The sequence below is a fragment of the Cupriavidus sp. 05T42 genome, assembly GCF_056396345.1.
In genome coordinates this window covers 24,371-42,844 of sequence record NZ_JBFTLH010000030.1, presented here as the reverse complement: position 1 = coordinate 42,844, position 18,474 = coordinate 24,371, and the positions used below count along the sequence as shown (strand labels likewise).

Below are 18,474 nucleotides of genomic sequence, written 5' to 3'. Positions count from 1 at the left end.
GCTGTCTATTTCATGGCGTTTGGCGATCTCACCATAGCCTGCCTGACCGTCCAGGTAGCTCTGGATAACTGTCAGCCTGAACTGCTCCGAGTACCGATACATGAAAACACCCCAAAAGTTGGTGTCCAACTTTTGGGGTGCAGTTCAGTCCCGGGCTTTTTCTTTGCTGTCGACGATCAACAACTCAGTCGTGCCTCACCCCGATCAACCGGGCGAACGACGCCGCCGAGTCATCCAGCGCCCCGCTATTGTCGATCTCGACCAGCTTGCAGCCGGCCGGCACGTCGAACGCCTGCCCCGCGCGCGCCAGCCGTTGCGCGATCGCCGCTTCGGACTCCCGCCCCCGCTGGCGCAGGCGCGCCGCCAGGGCCTCGGGCTTCACGCGCACGTGCACCGCGCACAGCCCCGGATAGCGGGCGACGGCCGTCGGCAGGTACTCGCGCGAGCCATTGACGATGACCTTGAGCCCGCGCGCGAGCCAGTCCTCGATCTCCACGCCGATGCCGTAGTCCAGCCCATGGCTGTGCCAGTGCAGCGCCATGCAGCCGAGCGCCCGGCGGCGCGCGAACTCGTCCGTGGACAGCGCCACCGAGGCCTCGTTGGCATCGGCGGCGCGCGTGATGTAGCGATGGGCCACCACCACGCGGTCCTGCGGGCCCAGCCGCTCGCGCAGCGCGCGCAACAGCGAGTCCTTGCCGCTGCCGGAGGGGCCCATCACGTAGAACAGGCCGTGGCCGTCCGCGTGGGGATCAGTGTGGGGATTGGCGCGGGTATAGATCGTCATGATGCGAGCCAGGCTGCACCGGCGCCATCGCGCGTGCTGCCGTTAAAGCCATAGTGGCGCGCGACGAGGAAGTCGGCGCCGKGCTCGGGCTGCACGAACACGGCGATGCCATCGACATGCATCGGCGCGCTGCAGAGCTGCTGGCTGGCCGGCGCGAGTTGCGCGAGCGCGGCGGCTTCCGCAGCAGCGTCGAGCATGCCGGTGAGCGTGATATGGAAGGTGAAGGTCTCGAACACGTAGGGGTAGCCCCACGCCTCGAGCATGCGCCGCTGGGCGGCGCTCAGTTGGTCCGGCTTGCGCTTGCGCAGCTCCGCCTCGGTGGGCGGCGCGCGGAACGGTTCGAAGGCCAGCACGCAGCCATCGGCCAGCGCGTGCATCTGGCGGGCGCCTTCGTGGCTCTCTGTGCCGTCATCGAGGCACCACGCGAGGAAGCCGCGCAGCGCGCGCAGCGTCAGCCGGGCGTGGAAGGCATCGACGCCATGCGCGAAGTCACGCGCGGCGGCATCGAGCATCGGGCCATCCGTGCCCGCCGCCAGCCGGAACGGCGGCTTCAGCGTGGCGTGGAGGCCGTAGTGGGCGGGCGCCGCCACCCAGGCGTCCGGGCGCGGCCCGAGGTTCTTTGGCAGTGGCAGCGGCGCGCCGGTATCGGCATCGCGCCCCAGCCACTGCGCGCCGAACGTGCGGAACGGCTCGGCCGGCGCCAGGTAGATCGCGAAGCGCGGTGCGGCCATCGTCATGCGGCCAGACTGCCTTCGTCGCCGTCCGTCGTGTAGCGGGCCTCGGCGATGTCGATCATCGGCAGCACGCGCGTGGCGTGCTTCAGCTCACCGTTGACGATGGTGCCGCACACGCGTGGCAGGCCCGGCACGCTGTCATCGACGAGGATGGCGTCGGCGCGCAGCCCCGGCGCGAGCACGCCCCGGTCGCGCAGGCCAGCCGCGCGGGCCGGGTTGCGCGAGACGAGGTGCCACGCCTCCGCCAGCGAGACCGCGCCAAGCTGCGCGAGCTTGAACGCGGCCTGGATCGGCGCGGGGTAGTAATAGTCAGAGGCCAGCACCGTGCACAGGCCCGCCGCCACCATCTCGGTGGCGTTGGGGGCGCCGGTGTGGCTGGTGCCGCGCACCACGTTGGGCGCGCCGAACACGGTTTCGTCGCCGATCTGGCGGGCGAGCTTTGCGACCTCGATGGTCAGCGGGAACTCGGCGATATGACAGCCCTGGCGGTGATAGTGCTGGCGCGTGGCGAGGTCCGGGTCATCGTGCGAAGCCACCGGCAGGCCCGCCGCGCGGGCGGCCGCGATCAGGCTGGACACGCCCGCCGGCACGTCCTGCGCGTTGCGGCTGGCCGTGCGCAGGCGCGTACGGAAGGTCTCGGGGTCGCACTCGGCGCGCTCGGCGTACTGGGCCAGCTTGCTGTCGTTGGCCATCTTGCGCGCCATCATCGGCAGGTGATCGTTGATGGCGAGCAGGCCGACGCGGCCATCGGCCATCCAGGACAGCGCGGTCTCCACGCCGGCGAGGTGATAGGCCTCGAAGCGCAGGTGCACCTTGTGGGAAGCGCCCAGCACCGGCTGCAAGTGCGCCAGGGCATCGAACATACGCAGCGCGTAGGCTTCGCCACGCAGGCCGCCTTCCCAGGAGAGCGTCACGCCGTGGAATTCGGTCGTGATGCCGTGCGACAGCAGTTGGCGGTCCACGTCGAGCAGCGCGCCCGCGTACGGGAAGCTCACGCCGGGGCGCGGCATCACGGCACGCTCGAAGGCATCGCCATGGATGTCGACGATGCCGGGCAGCACCAGCAGATCGCCCGCATCGATGCAGGGGCCGCTCTCGGGCGCCTGCTGCGGCGAGGCGACGCTGCCGTGGTCGAAGCCCAGCGTTGCCGGGCCAATGGCGGCCGCGCCCAGCACACGGCGACCCGTGATGCCGGCCAGCCGCGCCGAATGAGTTTGGTTTGTCGTAGGCATGGGCAACACACTACCCCTGGTTGATGACACTCGCATGTCTACACCGGATGTCTAGACCAATGCGATGCAAGCGCCGCACTCGCGGCGCACCCGGATTCAGTCGCTGTCGGAGACGGTGAGTTGCACCCAGTCTCCAGCAAAGCGGGTCATGCTGTATTGCAGCGGTGCGCCGTCGATGTCCACGTTGAGCGCTTCCACCTGGAGCACCGGCCGCGTCTTGGGCTGGTTCAGCAGCCGCGCCACCGGCGCGCTCGGCATGGCGGCGGTGATGCGCGACCACTTGCGCGTGTAGTCGGCAATGCCGAAGTGCGCCAGCGCGCGCGAGATCGACAGCTTGGCGCGCACCTGCTCCTCCATGCCCGGGAAGCGCTTGGGGTCGAAGTAGTGCTCGGCCACGTCGATGGTCCGCTCCTCGGCCTTGCCCACCATCTGCACGTGCAGCACGTCGGCATTGCGCGCCAGACCGAGGTGCTTGGCCACCTCCGGCGCGCGGATCACCTGGCTGCCCAGGATCTCCATATGCCCGCGCATGCCCTGCGCGGCCAGGTTCTGCGAGAACCGCGTGCGGCGCCCAATGGCGTAGTCGATGGCGTGCTCCTGCACGAAGGTGCCGCGCCCCTGCTCGATGCGCACCAGACCGCTCAGCTCCAGCTCACCCATGGCGCGCCGGATGGTGTGGCGGTTCACGGCAAAGCGCGTGGCCAGCTCCGGTTCGGGCGGCAGCTGCTCGCCGGGGCCATAGAGCTTGTTGCGGATGTCGTCCGCCAGCGCCTCGCCAATCTGGCGCCACACGGCCACGCCGGAGCCACGTTCGACTTCCCGTTCAGACATCGCTTCCCTCTTTCATCATGCTTTCATCGTCATTCAATACCGTGCGATTGTGCCTCACACGGAGCGCCCGCGTGGCGTGCCCGATCAATCCGCTCCGGGTCGGCCAGCGCGTCATGAAAGCTTCATGTGGCTGTGGTCTAGTATCGCCGTGTTGTGGTATTTTACATCTAAACGTATAGACGTATAGGGGTGATGATGCAAAGCGAAACCAATGCGGCACGCGCCGCATGGCTGCGAACCCTGGCTCTGGCGCGGTCTGACGCGCTGGAAGCGGCCTACGCGCGGCTCGGCGAGGCGGCGGCACTGCCGGCCTACCGCCTGCTGCGCAAGCCGGAGTCGGGCATGGCCATGGTGCGAGGCCGCGCTGGCGGCACGGGCGCCCAGTTCAATCTGGGCGAGATGACCGTCACGCGCTGCGCCGTGGTGATCGAGGATGGCGAAACCGGTGGGACCGCCGGCGTCGCCTATGTACAGGGCCGTGGCACCCGCCACGCCGAGCAGGCCGCCGTGCTGGACGCCCTGCTCCAGTTGCCGGCCTGGCACCAGCGCGTGACGGACCTCGTCCTGGCCCCGCTGGCGCAGGCCTTTGCCGACCGCGCAGCGCAGCAGGCCGCCACCGCCGCGCAGACGCGCGTCGAATTCTTCACGATGGCACGCGGAGAGGACTGACATGCCCACCACGCAATCGAATCTGCCGAACTTCGGCACCCCGGCCGCCTCGCTGCTGCCCGGTTTCGACAATCCGGTCGATGACGCCCAGCAGGTGTTCCGCGCCACGCTGGAAGCCTTCGCCCATCCGGGCCGGCTCGCGTCGCTGCCGGCCACCAGCGGCGTGCCCGAGGGCCTCTCGCCCGCGCTGGCCGCGCTGCTGCTGACGCTGGCCGACCCCGACACGCCGGTCTGGCTGCCCGCCGGCGTCTCCGCCCCGGGGCGCGCCTTCCTGCGCTTCCACTGCGGCTGCCCGCTGGTCGATCAACTGGACGCCGCCACCTTCGTCTGCGTGCCGGCCGGCCATGCGATGCCCGCCCTCGCCGACTGCGCCCAGGGCCAGCCGGCCTACCCGGACCGCTCGGCCACGCTGATCGTCGAAGTGGCCTCGCTGACCGAAGGCGACACGCTCACGCTGCGCGGCCCCGGCATCGAGACCACGCAGGCGCTGACCGTCACCGGCCTGCCCGCCGACTTCCAGGCCAGCTGGGCCGCGAACAACGCCGGCTTCCCGCTCGGCGTCGACCTGCTGCTGGCCAGCGGCGACCAATTCTGCGCACTGACGCGCACCACGCACCTGACGCACGGGGAGAACTGACATGTACGTAGCCGTGAAGGGAGGCGAACGCGCCATCCTGAACTCGTACCAGATGCTCGACACCTATCGCCGTGGCGATACGTCGGTGCCCGAACTCACACTCACCCAGATCCGCGAGCAGATGCCGCTGGCCGTGGCCCGCGTGATGGCCGAAGGCTCGCTCTACGACCCGCACCTCGCCGCCCTCGCCCTCAAGCAGGCCGCCGGCGACCAGATCGAGGCGATCTTCCTGCTGCGCGCCTATCGCACCACGCTGGCGCGCTTCGGCTACACCCAGCCGCTCGATACCGGCACCATGCGCCTGCAACGCCGCATTTCGTCGACGTTCAAGGACGTGCCGGGCGGCCAGGTACTCGGCCCGACCTACGACTACACCCAGCGCCTGCTCGACTTCTCGCTCGAAGCCGGCCGCGACCCGGAACCGCTGCCGCCGTCCGCCCAGCCGCTGGCCGCCGGCATGCCGCGCGTGACKGGCCTGCTGGAAGCCGATGCACTGGTCGAAGCCGACGCCATCCCGCCCGGCGACCCCGCCCCGCCGGACCTGACGCGCGAGCCGCTGACCTTCCCGGCCGACCGCGCCGCCCGCCTGCAGAACCTGGCGCGCGGTGACGAGGGCTTCCTGCTGTCGATGGGTTACTCGACCCAGCGCGGCTACGGCAACTCGCACCCGTTCGCGGCCGAGATCCGCTACGGCACGGCCGAGGTGGAACTGTTCGTCGAGGAACTGGGCTTCGCCGTGACGATCGGCGAGGTCGAGCTGACCGAGTGCCAGATGGTCAGCCAGTTCAGCGGCAACGCCGACGAGGCGCCCCGCTTCACGCGCGGCTACGGGCTGGTGTTCGGCTACAACGAGCGCAAGGCCATGTCGATGGCGCTGGCGGACMGCGCGATGCGCGCGGCGGAGCTGGGCGAAGCTGCCGACGCCCCTGCCAACGACATCGAATTCATGCTCTATCACAGCGACAACGTGGAGGCCTCGGGCTTCGTCCAGCATTTGAAGCTGCCCCACTACGTCGACTTCCAGGCCAACCTGGAACTGCTGCGCCGCCTGCGTGCCGAGCAGGAAGCCGCTGCGCCTAACGCCGCCGCCCCGGCCGCGCCGCATGCCGCCGCGCAAGCCGCTACCCAAGAGGAAACGCTGGCATGACACAGACCATCGCCCATCCGGCCACCGTCGCCCGCGACGATCATTACAACTTCGGCTACCTCGACGAATCCACCAAGCGCATGCTGCGCCGCGCGCTGCTCAAGGCCGTGGCGATTCCGGGCTACCAGGTGCCGTTCGGCAGCCGCGAAATGCCGCTGCCCTATGGCTGGGGCACCGGCGGCATCCAGGTGACGGCCGCCATCATCGGCAAGCAGGACGTGCTGAAGGTGATCGACCAGGGTTCCGACGACACGACGAACGCCATCAACATCCGCCGCTTCTTCGGCCGCGTGACCGGCGTGCAGACGACGGAGCGCACCGCCGAGGCGTCGATCATCCAGACCCGTCACCGCATTCCGGAAACGGCACTGCGCGCAGGCCAGACCATGGTCTACCAGGTGCCCATTCCCGAGCCGCTGCGCTGGCTGGAGCCGAGCGAGACCGAGACGCGCACCATGCACGCGCTGTCCGAGTACGGCGCCATGCACGTGAAGCTTTACGAGGATATTGCCCACCACGGGCATATCGCCACGACCTACGACTATCCCGTGATCGTCAACCAGCGGTACATGATGCGTCCGTCGCCCATTCCGAAGTTCGACAACCCCAAGCTCGACCGCAGCCCCGCGCTGATGCTGTTCGGCGCTGGCCGCGAGAAGCGCGTCTACGCCGTGCCACCGTACACCTCGGTCCGGAGCCTCGATTTCAAGGATCACCCGTTCACGGTGGAGAAGTGGTCGAGCTGCTGCGCCCAGTGCGGCGCCACGGACAGCTACCTCGACGAAATCATTACCGACGACGCCGGCACCCGCATGTTCGTCTGCTCCGACACCGAGTACTGCGCCGACCGCCAGGCCGCGCAGGCCGTGGAAGCCGCGGGAGTGTGCCAATGACCGCCACGCCGCTTCTTTCCGTCCGCCACCTCACGCGCACCTGGGACGGCCTGCACGGCTGCCACGACGTCAGCTTCGACCTCTATCCGGGCGAAGTGCTCTGCGTGGTCGGCGAATCCGGCTCGGGCAAGAGCACGCTGCTGCAGGCCCTGTCGATGCAGGCGCCGCCGCAGCGCGGCAGCGTCAGCTATGACATGCGCGAATCGGGCCTGACCGACCTCGCCACGCTCTCCAGCGCCCGTATGCGGCTGCTGGCGCGCACCGACTGGGGCTTCGTGCGCCAGCACGCCCGCGACGGCCTGCGCATGCAGGTCAGCGCCGGTGCCAACATCGCCGAGCGCCTGATGGCCGTGGGCGAGCGCCACTACGGCAATCTGCGCGAAGTGGCCGGCGCCTGGCTCGAGAAGATGGAAATCGATCTGGCCCGGCTGGACGACGTGCCCGGCACGTTCTCGGGCGGCATGCAGCAGCGCCTGCAGATCGCGCGGAACCTCGTCACCCATCCGCGCCTGGTCTTCATGGACGAGCCGACCGCCTCGCTCGACGTCTCCGTACAGGCCCGCCTGCTCGACCTGCTGCGCCGCCTGGTGACCGATCTCGGCCTCGCCGCCGTGCTGGTCACCCACGACCTGGCCGTCGCCCGCCTGCTGGCCCACCGCACGCTGGTCATGCAGGGCGGCCGCGTGGTCGAACAGGGCCTGACCGACCAGATCCTCGACGACCCCCAGCACCCCTACACCCAGCTGCTGGTCTCCTCCATCCTGCAAGGCTGACGACGATGTCCACCKACAACCTCCACACCCCTGCCGAGCGACTGATCGAGGTACGCGGCCTTGGGAAGATGTTCACGCTGCACAACCAGGGCGGCATCCGCCTGCCCGTGCTGCGCGCGATCGACTTCGACGCCGCGCGCGGCGAATGCCTCGTGCTGTCCGGCCGCTCCGGTACCGGCAAGAGCACGCTGCTGCGCTGCCTCTACGGCAACTATCTGGCCACCGAAGGCACCATCCGCCTGCGTGATACCAGCGCCGAAGGCGCGCCGTGGGTCGAGCTGACGCAGGCCCCGGAGCAACGCATCCTGCACCTGCGCCGCCATGTGATTGGCTACGTCAGCCAGTTCCTGCGCGCCATTCCGCGCGTCTCGGCGCTCGACGTAGTGGCGGAGCCGCTCGAACAGCGTGGCACCTCGCACGAGGCAGCCCGCGCCCGCGCCGCCGTGCTCCTCGAACGGCTGAACCTGCCGCGCCGCCTCTGGGACCTGCCGCCGGCCACCTTCTCGGGCGGCGAGCAGCAGCGCGTGAACATCGCGCGCGGGCTGATCGGCGGCCATCCGATCCTGCTGCTGGACGAGCCCACCGCCTCGCTCGACGCCGACAACCGCGCCGTGGTGATCGGCCTGATCCGCGAAGCCCTGGCCGAAGGCCGCGCGCTGATCGGCATCTTCCACGACGAAGCCGTGCGCGACGCCGTGGCCACTCGCCTGCTGCCGCTGCAACCCGCTACCGCCATCGCCTGACGGACGACCGCCCCCATGACCACCACCTACCTGACCCACGCCACGCTGGTCCTGCCGGACCGCGTGCTGCAAGACAGCGCCCTGCTGATCGAGGATGGCCGCATCGCCGCCATCGAACCCGCGCCGGCTGCCGTGCCGGCCCACGCCACCGTGATCGACCTGCGCGGCCACGCGGTCATGCCGGGCCTGATCGATGTGCACTGCGACGCCATCGAGAAGGAAGCCGAGCCGCGCGCCAATGTGCTGTTCCCGCTGGACTTCGCCGTTGCGCAGGTGGACCGCCGCAACGCCGCCGCCGGCATCACCACGCCGTACCACGCGCTCTCGTTCGCCAGCAACCAGTTCGGCGTGCGCAACAACGAGACGGCCKCCACGCTGGTGCGCACCGTGGCCGCGTACCGTGCGAGTAGCCTGGTCGACAACCGCATCCACTGCCGCTACGAGGTGACCGACGCCGCCGCCGTGCCCGTGCTCGAAATGCTGATGGCCGAAGGCGTGGTGGACCTGCTCTCCGTGATGGATCACTCCCCGGGCCAGGGCCAGTTCAAGACGCTGGACGCCTATCTCTCGTACATGATGGGCAACCACGGCATGAGCCGCGAGGAAGCCGCCGACGCCGCCGCCAAGAAGACGGCCGAACTGGACGGCGCGCACGAGCGCGTGAACCGGCTGGTGGCCCGGGCGCACGAGCTGGGCATTCCCACGGCCAGCCACGACGACGACAGCCCCCAGCGCATTGCCGCGATGCAGGCACTCGGCGTGCGGATGAGCGAGTTCCCGATCAACCTGGAAACCGCCCGCGCGGCGAACACGCATGCGCTGCCGACCATCCTCGGCGCCCCCAACGTGCTGCGCGGCAAGAGCCAGAGCGGGTCGATGCGCGCCATCGACGCCATCCAAGCCGGGGTGGGCAACATCCTCTGCTCGGACTACCAGCCGTCCACGCTGATCGCCTCGGCCTACGCCGCGGCGCGGCAGGCCGATCTGCCGCTCAACGAGGCGCTGGCGCTGGTCACCGCCAACCCCGCCGACGCCTGCCTGCTCGACGACCGGGGCCGCCTGGTGCCGGGCCTGCGCGCGGACCTGATCGCCGTGGCTACCGTGGCCGGGCAGCCGATGGTCACGCACACGTGGTCGGCGGGCCGGCTGGTGTTCTCGGCCGGCTACCCGGCTGGCGCGGTGCAGCATGCCGTGCCGCGCGAAGCCATGCGCGAGGTCGCCTGATGGGGACCGGACTTCCCGCCGGGTTAGCCGCCGGACTGGCGCAGGTGGTGGGGGTCAGCCGCAGCCCCGTGCACGGCTTCAGCAAGCCGCGCGAGACGTCCATCCGGCTGCTGCCCGGCATCGGCGTGGAAGGCGACGCCCATGCCGGCACCACGGTCAAGCATCGCTCGCGCGTGGCCGTGGACCCGACCCAGCCGAACCTGCGTCAGGTCCACCTGATCCACGCCGAGCTACACGCGGCGCTGGCGGCGGCCGGGTTCGACATCGGTTATGGGGAACTGGGGGAGAACATCACCACGGCCGGCATCGACCTGCTCGGGCTGCCGGTCGGCACTCGCCTGCGGATTGGCGATGCGCAGATTGAGATCACCGGGCTGCGCAACCCGTGTGCGCAAATCGAGCACTTCCGTGAAGGGCTGCTGAGTCAGGTGGTGTATAAGGACGCGCACGGCGAGATCGTGCGCAAGGCTGGCGTGATGGGCGTGGTGGTGGCGGGCGGCGTGGTGCGGCCCGGTCAGGGTATCGAGACCATCCTGCCGCCGCTGCCGCACAGGCGGCTGGAGCGAGTCTGACAAGTACGAGACCCGGCACGTGCCGGGCATTCTCTCACTATAGATTGCCGGAGCCGGCGCGCTCCTCAGGACTTGTCCCGATCCCCTCCCGCTCGCGTTCCGGCCGCCGTCCTCTATATATATAAGGGAGGCGGGCCGCCATGCATGACGGCCGGATCGCACCGAGGAGCCAGCATGCCGTTCAAACCCACACTGCCAGCCATGCTGGCTGTTTTTTTGTGCGCGGCGTGCACGCCGCCGATGCTGGCCGACCGCTCGGCGCCCATGCAGGGCCCCACCGCCCCCAAGCCCTACCCACCGCCGCCTGAAAGCCGCGCCACGCCCATCGCGGCGCGCGTGATCAACCTGTCTGGCAGTTGCAAGCGCACCGAGGAGGATGGCTTCCGCGAAGACGCGTTGGTCAAGGTCACGGGCAATGCCGTGCAGACGCTGAAATGGAAGCTCTGGGTGTCCCGGAAGGGTTCGTGCACGTTCGATCTGGAGGATTTCAAGCAGGTACAGCAGACGCCACACATAGAACTGCATGCAATTGACGGCAGCGGCTGCAAGCTGATGGTGTGGCAGGACCCGCGCCGGGTGACGCTGGCCCATGCCCGCTGCGAGAAGCACTGCACGCCKGGTATCTACGAGCAGGCGTGGCCGGTGCTGTTCGACCCGAAAAGCGGCGCTTGCGCGGAGATCCGGTAAATCTGACCGGCGCCGCCCCTCGGGTGATCGGAGGAAGTTACTGCTGGGTGGCGAACTGGATGCGGTGCAGGCCCGCGTAGAGCCCGTTGGCGGCGAGCAGTTCGGCATGGCTGCCATGCTCGGCCACGCGGCCCTGCTCCAGCACGACGATGCGGTCGGCGTTCTCGATCGTGGACAGCCGGTGGGCGATCACGAGCGTGGTCCGCCCCACCATCAGCGACTCCAGCGCCGCCTGCACCTGCCGTTCCGATTCCGAATCGAGCGCGGAAGTCGCCTCGTCCAGGATCAGGATCGGCGCGTCCTTGTAGATCGCGCGCGCAATGGCCAGCCGCTGGCGCTGGCCGCCGGACAGCTTCATGCCGTTGTCGCCGATATTGGTTTCCAGCCCCTCCGGCAGCCCCTTGACCGTATCGGTCAGGTAGGCCGCTGCAAGTGCACGCTCCACGCGTGCCATATCGATCGCTTCTCGCGGATGCACGCCGTAGGCCACGTTGGCCGCCACGGTGTCGTTGAACAGCACGACATCCTGGCTCACGAACGCGATCTGGCGGCGCAGGTCGGTCAGCGCGAACTGGGCGATGGGCTGGCCATCGAGCAGGATCCGGCCGTCGGTCGGATCGAAGAAGCGGGGTACGAGGTTGACCAGCGTGGTCTTGCCGCTGCCGGACGGACCGACCAGCGCCACCACCTCGCCCGGGGCCACCCGGAAATTGACATGCTGGAGCGCCGGCCGGCCGGCGTCGCCATAGCGGAAACCGACGTCCTCGAACACCAGATCGCCCTTGGCACGTTCCAGCCGCAGGCCTTCGGTCTGCGGCTCGATCGGCTCGTCGATGAGCCGGAAGATCATCTCGGCGGCGGTCAGCCCGCGTTGCAGCGGCTGGTTCAGGTCGGTCAGGTGCTTGAGCGGCGAGATCAGCAGCAGCATCGCCATGACGAAGCCGGTAAAGCCGCCGACCGTAGTCTGGTTGCCCTGGGCCTGGATCATCGCGATGGTCAGGATCACGGACAGCGCCAGCGACGCCAGGAACGCGGTGACCGGCTGGTTCAGCCCGCCCGCCACGGCCATGCGCATCGAATAGCCGCGCAGGCGCTCGGCCATGGCCTCGAAGCGCGACTGCTCGTAGGTCTCCCCGCCATGCAGCTTGACCACCTTGTAGCCGCCGGCGGCTTCCTCGACCACGTACGCGGCCTCGTTGGTCAGCGTCTGGTGGTCACGGTTCAGCCGGCGCAGGCGCCGGTTCACCTTCGACATGACGAAGCCGATCACGGGCAGCAGCACCGCCACCACCAGCGTGAGCCGCCAGTTGGTATAGAACAGGTAGATCAGCAGCGCCAGCACGGTCAGCGAGTCACGCACCAGCGTGATCAACACCCCGGTCAGGATCTGCATCACCTGGTTGACCTCGAAGATCACGGCATTGATCAGCGACGCGKCGGTGTTGCGGTGGAAGAACAGCGCGGGCGCCTGCAGCATCCGGCCGAACATCTGCATGCGCATCTTGAACAGCACGCGGTTCGAGATCTGGGCCAGCAGGTAGCCGGACGCGAACTGCGCCACGCCACGGACCAGCGCCACGCCGGTCAGCAGCGCGGGCACATGCCAGAGCTTGCCGGCGTAGTCGCCGCCAAACCCCTTGTCAAGCAGGTCGTTGACAACCTTGGGGATAATCCCCTCGCTGGCGGCCACCAGCGCCATGGCGAGGATGGCCAGCGCGAACACGCGCATCTCGGGCTTCAGGTAAGCCCAGACCCGCTTGAGGGTGTCGGCTTCCTGGGGCGTTTGTTTATTGTTTTCGTTCACGATGACTCCGCCCCGCTCGCACGGGGGGTTGTGCCTGCCAAGACTGCGACTACCGCTAGAATGGCGTTCCAAAAGGGGAACCTTGCAAGCATCTCTATGAAAATCTCTGTCGTACTGATTACGAAAAACGAGGCACACAATATCCGGGAGTGCCTCGAAAGCGTCTCCTGGTGCGACCGCGCGATTATAGTGGATTCGGGCAGCACGGACGGCACCGTGGAGGCCGCCCGCGCCATGGGTGCAGAGGTCTACGAGACCGCCACGTGGCCCGGTTTCGGCCCCCAGAAAAACCTTGCCCTCTCCAAGGCCCAGAGTGAGTGGGTCCTGTCCATCGACGCCGACGAGCGTGTCACGCCCGCGCTGCGCGACGAGATCCTGGCTGCCATCAGCTCCGGCCAGGCCGATGCCTACGACATGCCCCGGCTCTCGCGGTTCTGCGGCCGGTTTATCCGCCACGGCGGCTGGTATCCGGACCGCCTCACCCGCCTGTTCCGGCTGGGCAAGGCCCGCTTCACCGATGACCTCGTCCACGAGAACGTGGTCACCGATGCCCCGGTGGCGCACCTGCGCTCACCGCTGCTGCACTACACCTACGACGACTTCTCGCAGGTGCTGCGCAAGATCGATCAATATTCAACGCTCGGCGCCAAACAGGCCTTCGCACGCGGCAAGACCGCCTCGCCGGCCAGCGCCCTGCTGCATGGCAGCTGGGCCTTCCTGCGGACCTACCTGTTCCGGTGCGGCTTCCTCGACGGCCCGCAGGGGCTCGGCGTGGCGCTGATGAACGGGCAGGCCAGTTACTACAAGTACGTCAAGCTGTGGCTGCTGCACCGGCAGGCAACGGAGACACCCCCGCCATCAACCGATTTGCCACCACGCTGAACTCCCGCGCGGTGGGCCCGAAGCCCATCTGCTCGATATGGACCGCCGCGTGTGCCAGCAGCGCGGCACGCAGCGAGGCATCTCGCAGGCCGCGCCCGATTGCATCCGCCAGCGCCGGCGCATCGCCGACGGGCACCAGCAGTCCCGCCCGGCCCTCGTCGAGAATCTCGCGCGGCCCGGTCGGGCAGTCGGTACTGACCACGACCTGACCCACCGCCAGCGCCTCCAGCAGGACGTTCGGCAGCCCTTCCATCTTCGAACTGAACGCCATMAGGCGCGCGCGCCGGATCCAGGCGTACGGATTCGACTGGAAACCCTGGAACGTGACGCGGTCGGCAATGCCGAGCGACCCGGCCAGCGCCTCAAGCTGCGGGCGGGAGGCGCCATCGCCGACGATGACCAGCCGGTCCTCGATGCCATCCGCCACCAGCCGCGCGTAGGCGTGCAGCAGCGTGGTGAAGTCCTTCTGGCTTTCCTCAAGCCGCCCCACCGACACCACGAACGGCCCGGCCGGCGCATCGACCGGCGCCTGGGCCTTCTCGCGGATACTGTCCAGATCGATCGGGTTGTAGAGCCGCACGAAGCGGTCCGCAGCCTCGGGAATCAGCGCCTGCGCATCGCGCAGCATGATGTCGTTGAGCACGACCACGGCGTCGTAGTGCTCGCGGCACTGGCGCCGCAGCTTGCGGAGCTTGCGGCCATGCCCGCGTGCAAGGTGGGCCACGCTGAAATGCTGGTAGCCCATCATCGGCACGGGCAGCTTGCCCGTCAGCCGTGACACGGACATGTCGTAGTCCACCACCAGGTCATAGCCCTGCAGAATCTTGCGGAAGCGCCGATTCATCAGCGGCTTGCGCACCGGTGGCAGTAGCAGTTCCTCGTAGATCTTGCCGAGCGGCCCGAGCTTGCGCTTCTTCTTGAGCTGCCGGCAGTGCGACAGCCAGGCCTCGGGCGCCAGAACGTGGACCTTCACGTCCTTCGGCAATCTCTCAAGAAAATGCGAGGCCAGCTCGTCCGACGGATAGGTGATCGTCAGCCCGATCTCGAACTGGCCGCGGTCCAGCGAGTTCAGCAGCGAGACCAGCGCGGTCTCGATACCCCCATGCAGCAGATGGGTGACGTGGAACAGGATGCGACGCTTGCCGCCCTGCGTCATCGATCGCACCGCCGCCTCAGCCATAGATCATCCGGACGCTGTCGCCCAGCGCATTGCGGAAGGTGGTCAGGGCGTCGTCCGACGGGGTGACCTGCCATTGGTCGCCCAACGTGGCCTCGCACTGCGCGGTCTTGTTGACGTAGCGGATACGCACCGGCACGCCCGGCGTACGAGCCGTGTTGGCGAGGTACGGCGTCAGCAGTTCGCGCAGCCGCTCGGTGGAGGCGTTGCCGTTGAAGCCCAGGCAGACCGCGTCGGCATACTTGGCGCGCGCGGCCACGAGGTCCATCACCGACTCGGCCGTGAACCGCACGCCGCCGGTGAAGGTATCGTGACGGGCATTGCCCTGCGCGATCAGCAGTTCATCCTCGCGGAACATGTGCCGGTTCGCGTCGAACAGTTCGTTGAACACGGTCATCTCGATCTGGCCCGTGCCGTCGTCGAGCAGCACGATCAGCATCTTGCCGCGCTGGGTCATCTGCGTGCGGATGCCGGTGATGACACCCGCCACGATCTTGCCCMGCACGTCGCGGCCATAGCCGCCGCCGTTGCCCTGTACTTCCTTTTCGAGCCCGGCCAGCGTGCCCTTGACGAAGCGGCGTACCTCGTCGCGCCACGCATCGAACAGATGGCCGGAGAAATAGTAGCCGAGCGCCTGCTTTTCCTCCTGCAGCGTGCGCTTGGCCGTCCAGCGCGGCTCGTCGAGCAGCTCCGGGCGGTGGGCATCGCCGGCGTCGCCCATCAGGTCGAACAGCGACACCTGGTTGGCCGACTCCGCCTTCTGCTCGGCCGCCTCCATGGCGATGGACACCGAGGCCAGCAACTGGGCACGGTTGTCATTAAGGCTGTCGAACGCGCCGGCGCGGATCAGCGCCTCGATCGTGCGGCGATTGACCTGCCGGCGGTCCACGCGCTCACAGAAATCGAACAGGTCCGCGAACGGCTTTTCCTCGCGGGCGCGCAAGATGTCCTCGATGGCGCCCTGCCCCGAGCCCTTGATGCCGCCCAGACCATAGCGGATGGTCTTGGCATCGGTCGGGGCGAAGCGGTATTCGCTGGCGTTGACATCGGGCGGCAGCACGGCGATGCCGTTCAGTCGGCAATCCTCGTAGAGGATCTTGACCTTGTCCGTATCGTCCATGGCCAGCGACATATTGGCCGCCATGAATTCGGCCGGATGGTGCGCCTTGAGCCACGCCGTGTAGTACGCCAGCAGCGCGTAGGCGGCCGCGTGCGACTTGTTGAAGCCGTAGCCCGCGAACTTCTCCATCAGGTCGAAGATGTCGTCGGCCTGCTGTGACGACAGCCCGTTCTTGTCAGCACCCTCGCGGAACAGCTCGCGGTGCTTGGCCATCTCCTCGGCCTTCTTCTTGCCCATGGCGCGGCGCAGCAAGTCGGCGCCACCGAGCGAGTAGCCGCCGATGATCTGCGCCATCTGCATCACCTGCTCCTGGTAGACCATGATGCCGTAGGTCTCCTTGAGCACCGGTTCCACGCGCGGATCGGGGTACTCGACCTTCTCGCGGCCGTGCTTACGGGCGCAGAAGCTCGGGATCAGGTCCATCGGACCCGGGCGATACAGGGCCACGAGGGCGATGATGTCCTCGAAGCGGTCAGGCTTGGCGTCCTTCAGCATGCCCTGCATGCCCCGGCTTTCCAGCTGGAACACCGCCACCGTGTTGGCGGTCTTCAGGATGTCGAACGCGGGGCCATCGGCCAGCGGGATCTGGCTGCAGTTCCAGTCGGCCTTGCTCGGATCCAGCCGGCGGATGTAGCGCTCGGCCCAGTCGAGGATGGTCAGCGTGGTCAGGCCCAAGAAGTCGAACTTGACCAGGCCGGCGGCTTCCACGTCGTCCTTGTCGTACTGGCTCACCACGCCGCTCATGCCGTCGTTCTGGCCACCCTGGGTGTAGAGTGGGCAGAAATCGGTGAGCCGGCCCGGCGCGATCAGCACGCCGCCGGCGTGCATGCCCACGTTCCGGGTCATGCCTTCCACGCGCTGCGCCAGCTCCAGCAACTGGCGCACCTCTTCCTCGTTGTTCTCGCGCTCGGCCAGGACCGGCTCTTCCTTCTTGGCTTCCTCGATCGTGACGAGCTTGCCCGGCTTGAACGGAATCAGCTTGGCCACGCCGTCGACAAAGCCATAGCCGAGGTCCAGCACGCGGCCCACGTCGCGCACAGCCGCCTTGGCGGCCATGGTGCCGAACGTGGCGATCTGCGACACGGCGTCCTTGCCGTACTTCTCCTTCACGTACGTGATCACGCGGTCACGGCCGTGCTGGCAGAAGTCAATGTCGAAGTCGGGCATCGAGACCCGTTCCGGATTCAGGAAACGCTCGAACAGCAGCGCGTACTTGAGCGGGTCCAGGTCGGTAATGCCCAGCGCGTATGCCACCAGCGAGCCAGCGCCCGAGCCCCGGCCCGGCCCCACCGGCACGCCGTTGTTCTTGGCCCAGTTGATGAAGTCCGCCACGATCAGGAAGTAGCCCGGGAAGCCCATCTTGATGATGGTACCGGTCTCGAACTCCAGCCGCGCGTAGTACTCGGGCCGCTGCGCCTCGCGCGTGGCTTCGTCCGGGAACAGCACGGCCAGACGCTTCTCGAGGCCCTCGCGCGCCATGTGGATCAGGTAGTCGTCGAGCGACATGCCGTCCGGCGTGGGGAACAGCGGCAGGCGCGGCTTCCCCAGTTCCAGCGTCAGGTTGCAGCGCCGCGCGATCTCGACGGCATTCTGCAACGCGGAAGGAATGTCCGCGAACAACGCGCACATCTCGTCCTGCGTCTTGAAATACTGGTCGGTCGTGAACTTGCGCGTGCGGCGCGGATTGGCCAGCAGTTCGCCCTCGGCGATGCAGACGCGGGCCTCATGCGCGGTGAAGTCGTCCGGCGTCATGAACTGCACCGGGTGCGTGGCCACCACCGGCAGCTGCATTGCGGCGGCCAGTTGCACGGCCTGCTGGACGTAGGCATCGGTGCCGGGGTGCCCGGCCCGTTGCAGTTCGATATAGAACCGCTGCGGGAACACGCGCGCCCAGTGCTCGGCGGCCCGGCGGGCGCCGTCCTCGTTGCCATTGGCCAGCGCCTGGCCGATATCGCCGCCCATGGCGCCGGACAGCGCGATCATGCCGGTGGCCAGCGGCAGGCCTTCCTCGCCCGGTTCGTCGAACCAGCCCGGCTCGATCTCGGCGCGCCCCTTGTGCTGGTTGCCCAGCCACGCGCGCGACAGCAGCATGCACAGGTTCAGGTAGCCACGGCGGTCCTGCACCAGCAGCAGCATGCGCGCGGGCTTGTMGCGGTCATCGGCGTTGGTCAGCCAGACGTCTGCGCCCACTACCGGCTTCACGCCGTCTCCGCGCGCTTCCTTGTAGAAGCGGATCAGGCCGAAGGCGTTGGCGAGGTCGGTCAGGGCGAGCGCGCCCATGCCATCCTTGGCGGCGGCCTTGACGGCATCCTCCAGGCGGACGATGCCGTCCACGACGGAGTATTCGGAATGCAGGCGGAGGTGTACGAAGCGGGGTGCAGACATAGGGCGCCATTGTACCGGCTCCCCCCGCCTGAAAACTTGAGACTTTTCGGAAAATGAGGGGCTGGGACGACGCCTGGCCCGGTCCGGAGTGCCTGGAAACAGGGTGTCGGCCAGGCCCGCAAGCGGCTATAATTTCGCCTTTCCAATCAGGCAGTTATCGCGCGGCCCGCCGCGCGGTCC

General features: G+C 68.2%; 18 protein-coding genes. 10 read left to right on the top strand and 8 right to left on the bottom strand.

Features of this window, described 5'->3' with window-relative positions:
* The 5 genes from AC1EJR_RS25715 to phnF all read right to left on the bottom strand — a co-directional run.
* A partial coding sequence (locus AC1EJR_RS25715; protein WP_477106569.1) for a transposase occupies positions 1-102 on the bottom strand: 102 nt, incomplete at its 3' end.
* Between the two features lie 82 nt (positions 103-184).
* A complete protein-coding gene (phnN, locus tag AC1EJR_RS25710; RefSeq protein WP_092301998.1) occupies positions 185-784 on the bottom strand; it encodes a phosphonate metabolism protein/1,5-bisphosphokinase (PRPP-forming) PhnN in 600 nt (199 codons plus the stop codon).
* The gene (locus AC1EJR_RS25705) at positions 781-1,521 is read right to left on the bottom strand and encodes a DUF1045 domain-containing protein (protein ID WP_477147766.1); all 741 of its coding nucleotides are present in this window, start codon (positions 1,519-1,521) and stop codon (positions 781-783) included. The genes phnN and AC1EJR_RS25705 overlap by 4 nt, the downstream gene beginning before the upstream one ends.
* A complete protein-coding gene (locus AC1EJR_RS25700; RefSeq protein ID WP_477110811.1) occupies positions 1,518-2,750 on the bottom strand; it encodes an alpha-D-ribose 1-methylphosphonate 5-triphosphate diphosphatase in 1,233 nt (410 codons plus the stop codon). Before AC1EJR_RS25700 ends, AC1EJR_RS25705 begins: the two co-directional genes overlap by 4 nt.
* A gap of 96 nt (positions 2,751-2,846) precedes the next feature.
* Positions 2,847-3,581, bottom strand: a complete 735-nt coding sequence (phnF, locus tag AC1EJR_RS25695) for a phosphonate metabolism transcriptional regulator PhnF (RefSeq protein WP_092301989.1) — start codon at positions 3,579-3,581, stop codon at positions 2,847-2,849.
* A gap of 192 nt (positions 3,582-3,773) precedes the next feature.
* Here phnF and phnG point away from each other — a divergent pair, with 192 nt between their 5' ends.
* From phnG to AC1EJR_RS25650, 9 genes are all read left to right on the top strand, one after another.
* Complete coding sequence (phnG, locus tag AC1EJR_RS25690) at positions 3,774-4,250, top strand: phosphonate C-P lyase system protein PhnG (protein WP_092301986.1); 477 nt, start codon at positions 3,774-3,776, stop codon at positions 4,248-4,250.
* A 1-nt stretch (position 4,251) separates the two neighbouring features.
* Complete coding sequence (gene phnH, locus AC1EJR_RS25685) at positions 4,252-4,887, top strand: phosphonate C-P lyase system protein PhnH (protein WP_477113858.1); 636 nt, start codon at positions 4,252-4,254, stop codon at positions 4,885-4,887.
* 1 nt (position 4,888) lies between these two features.
* Positions 4,889-6,034 (top strand): carbon-phosphorus lyase complex subunit, encoded by a 1,146-nt coding sequence (locus AC1EJR_RS25680; RefSeq protein WP_477147765.1) that lies wholly within the window; start codon positions 4,889-4,891, stop codon positions 6,032-6,034.
* Positions 6,031-6,927: an alpha-D-ribose 1-methylphosphonate 5-phosphate C-P-lyase PhnJ gene (locus AC1EJR_RS25675; RefSeq protein WP_143093951.1), complete on the top strand. Its 897-nt coding sequence runs from the start codon at positions 6,031-6,033 to the stop codon at positions 6,925-6,927. The genes AC1EJR_RS25680 and AC1EJR_RS25675 overlap by 4 nt, the downstream gene beginning before the upstream one ends.
* The gene (gene phnK / locus AC1EJR_RS25670; protein ID WP_092301977.1) at positions 6,924-7,700 is read left to right on the top strand and encodes a phosphonate C-P lyase system protein PhnK; all 777 of its coding nucleotides are present in this window, start codon (positions 6,924-6,926) and stop codon (positions 7,698-7,700) included. The genes AC1EJR_RS25675 and phnK overlap by 4 nt, the downstream gene beginning before the upstream one ends.
* A 5-nt stretch (positions 7,701-7,705) precedes the next feature.
* Positions 7,706-8,443 carry a phosphonate C-P lyase system protein PhnL gene (phnL, locus tag AC1EJR_RS25665; RefSeq protein WP_477147764.1) on the top strand — a complete coding sequence of 246 codons (738 nt, stop codon included), beginning with the start codon at positions 7,706-7,708 and terminating at the stop codon, positions 8,441-8,443.
* 15 nt (positions 8,444-8,458) lie between these two features.
* Entirely contained in the window at positions 8,459-9,667 is a 1,209-nt protein-coding gene (locus AC1EJR_RS25660) for an alpha-D-ribose 1-methylphosphonate 5-triphosphate diphosphatase (RefSeq protein ID WP_477147763.1), read from the top strand.
* A complete protein-coding gene (locus tag AC1EJR_RS25655; RefSeq protein ID WP_477113856.1) occupies positions 9,667-10,239 on the top strand; it encodes an MOSC domain-containing protein in 573 nt (190 codons plus the stop codon). The genes AC1EJR_RS25660 and AC1EJR_RS25655 overlap by 1 nt, the downstream gene beginning before the upstream one ends.
* A 174-nt stretch (positions 10,240-10,413) precedes the next feature.
* Positions 10,414-10,926 (top strand): hypothetical protein, encoded by a 513-nt coding sequence (locus tag AC1EJR_RS25650; protein WP_092301965.1) that lies wholly within the window; start codon positions 10,414-10,416, stop codon positions 10,924-10,926.
* Between the two features lie 37 nt (positions 10,927-10,963).
* Here AC1EJR_RS25650 and msbA read toward each other — a convergent pair whose 3' ends face one another.
* Positions 10,964-12,730 (bottom strand): lipid A export permease/ATP-binding protein MsbA, encoded by a 1,767-nt coding sequence (gene msbA, locus AC1EJR_RS25645; RefSeq protein WP_477147762.1) that lies wholly within the window; start codon positions 12,728-12,730, stop codon positions 10,964-10,966.
* Positions 12,731-12,826: 96 nt separating this feature from the next.
* On the opposite strand from msbA, the gene AC1EJR_RS25640 reads away from it, so the two are divergent.
* On the top strand, positions 12,827-13,612 hold the full coding sequence (locus AC1EJR_RS25640) for a glycosyltransferase family 2 protein (protein WP_092301959.1): 786 nt from the start codon (positions 12,827-12,829) through the stop codon (positions 13,610-13,612).
* Here the strand turns inward: AC1EJR_RS25640 and AC1EJR_RS25635 are convergent.
* Positions 13,542-14,792, bottom strand: a complete 1,251-nt coding sequence (locus AC1EJR_RS25635) for a glycosyltransferase (RefSeq protein WP_477113854.1) — start codon at positions 14,790-14,792, stop codon at positions 13,542-13,544. The genes AC1EJR_RS25640 and AC1EJR_RS25635 overlap by 71 nt on opposite strands.
* Positions 14,785-18,294: a DNA polymerase III subunit alpha gene (dnaE, locus tag AC1EJR_RS25630; protein ID WP_477147761.1), complete on the bottom strand. Its 3,510-nt coding sequence runs from the start codon at positions 18,292-18,294 to the stop codon at positions 14,785-14,787. Before dnaE ends, AC1EJR_RS25635 begins: the two co-directional genes overlap by 8 nt.
* Positions 18,295-18,474 lie beyond the last annotated feature (180 nt).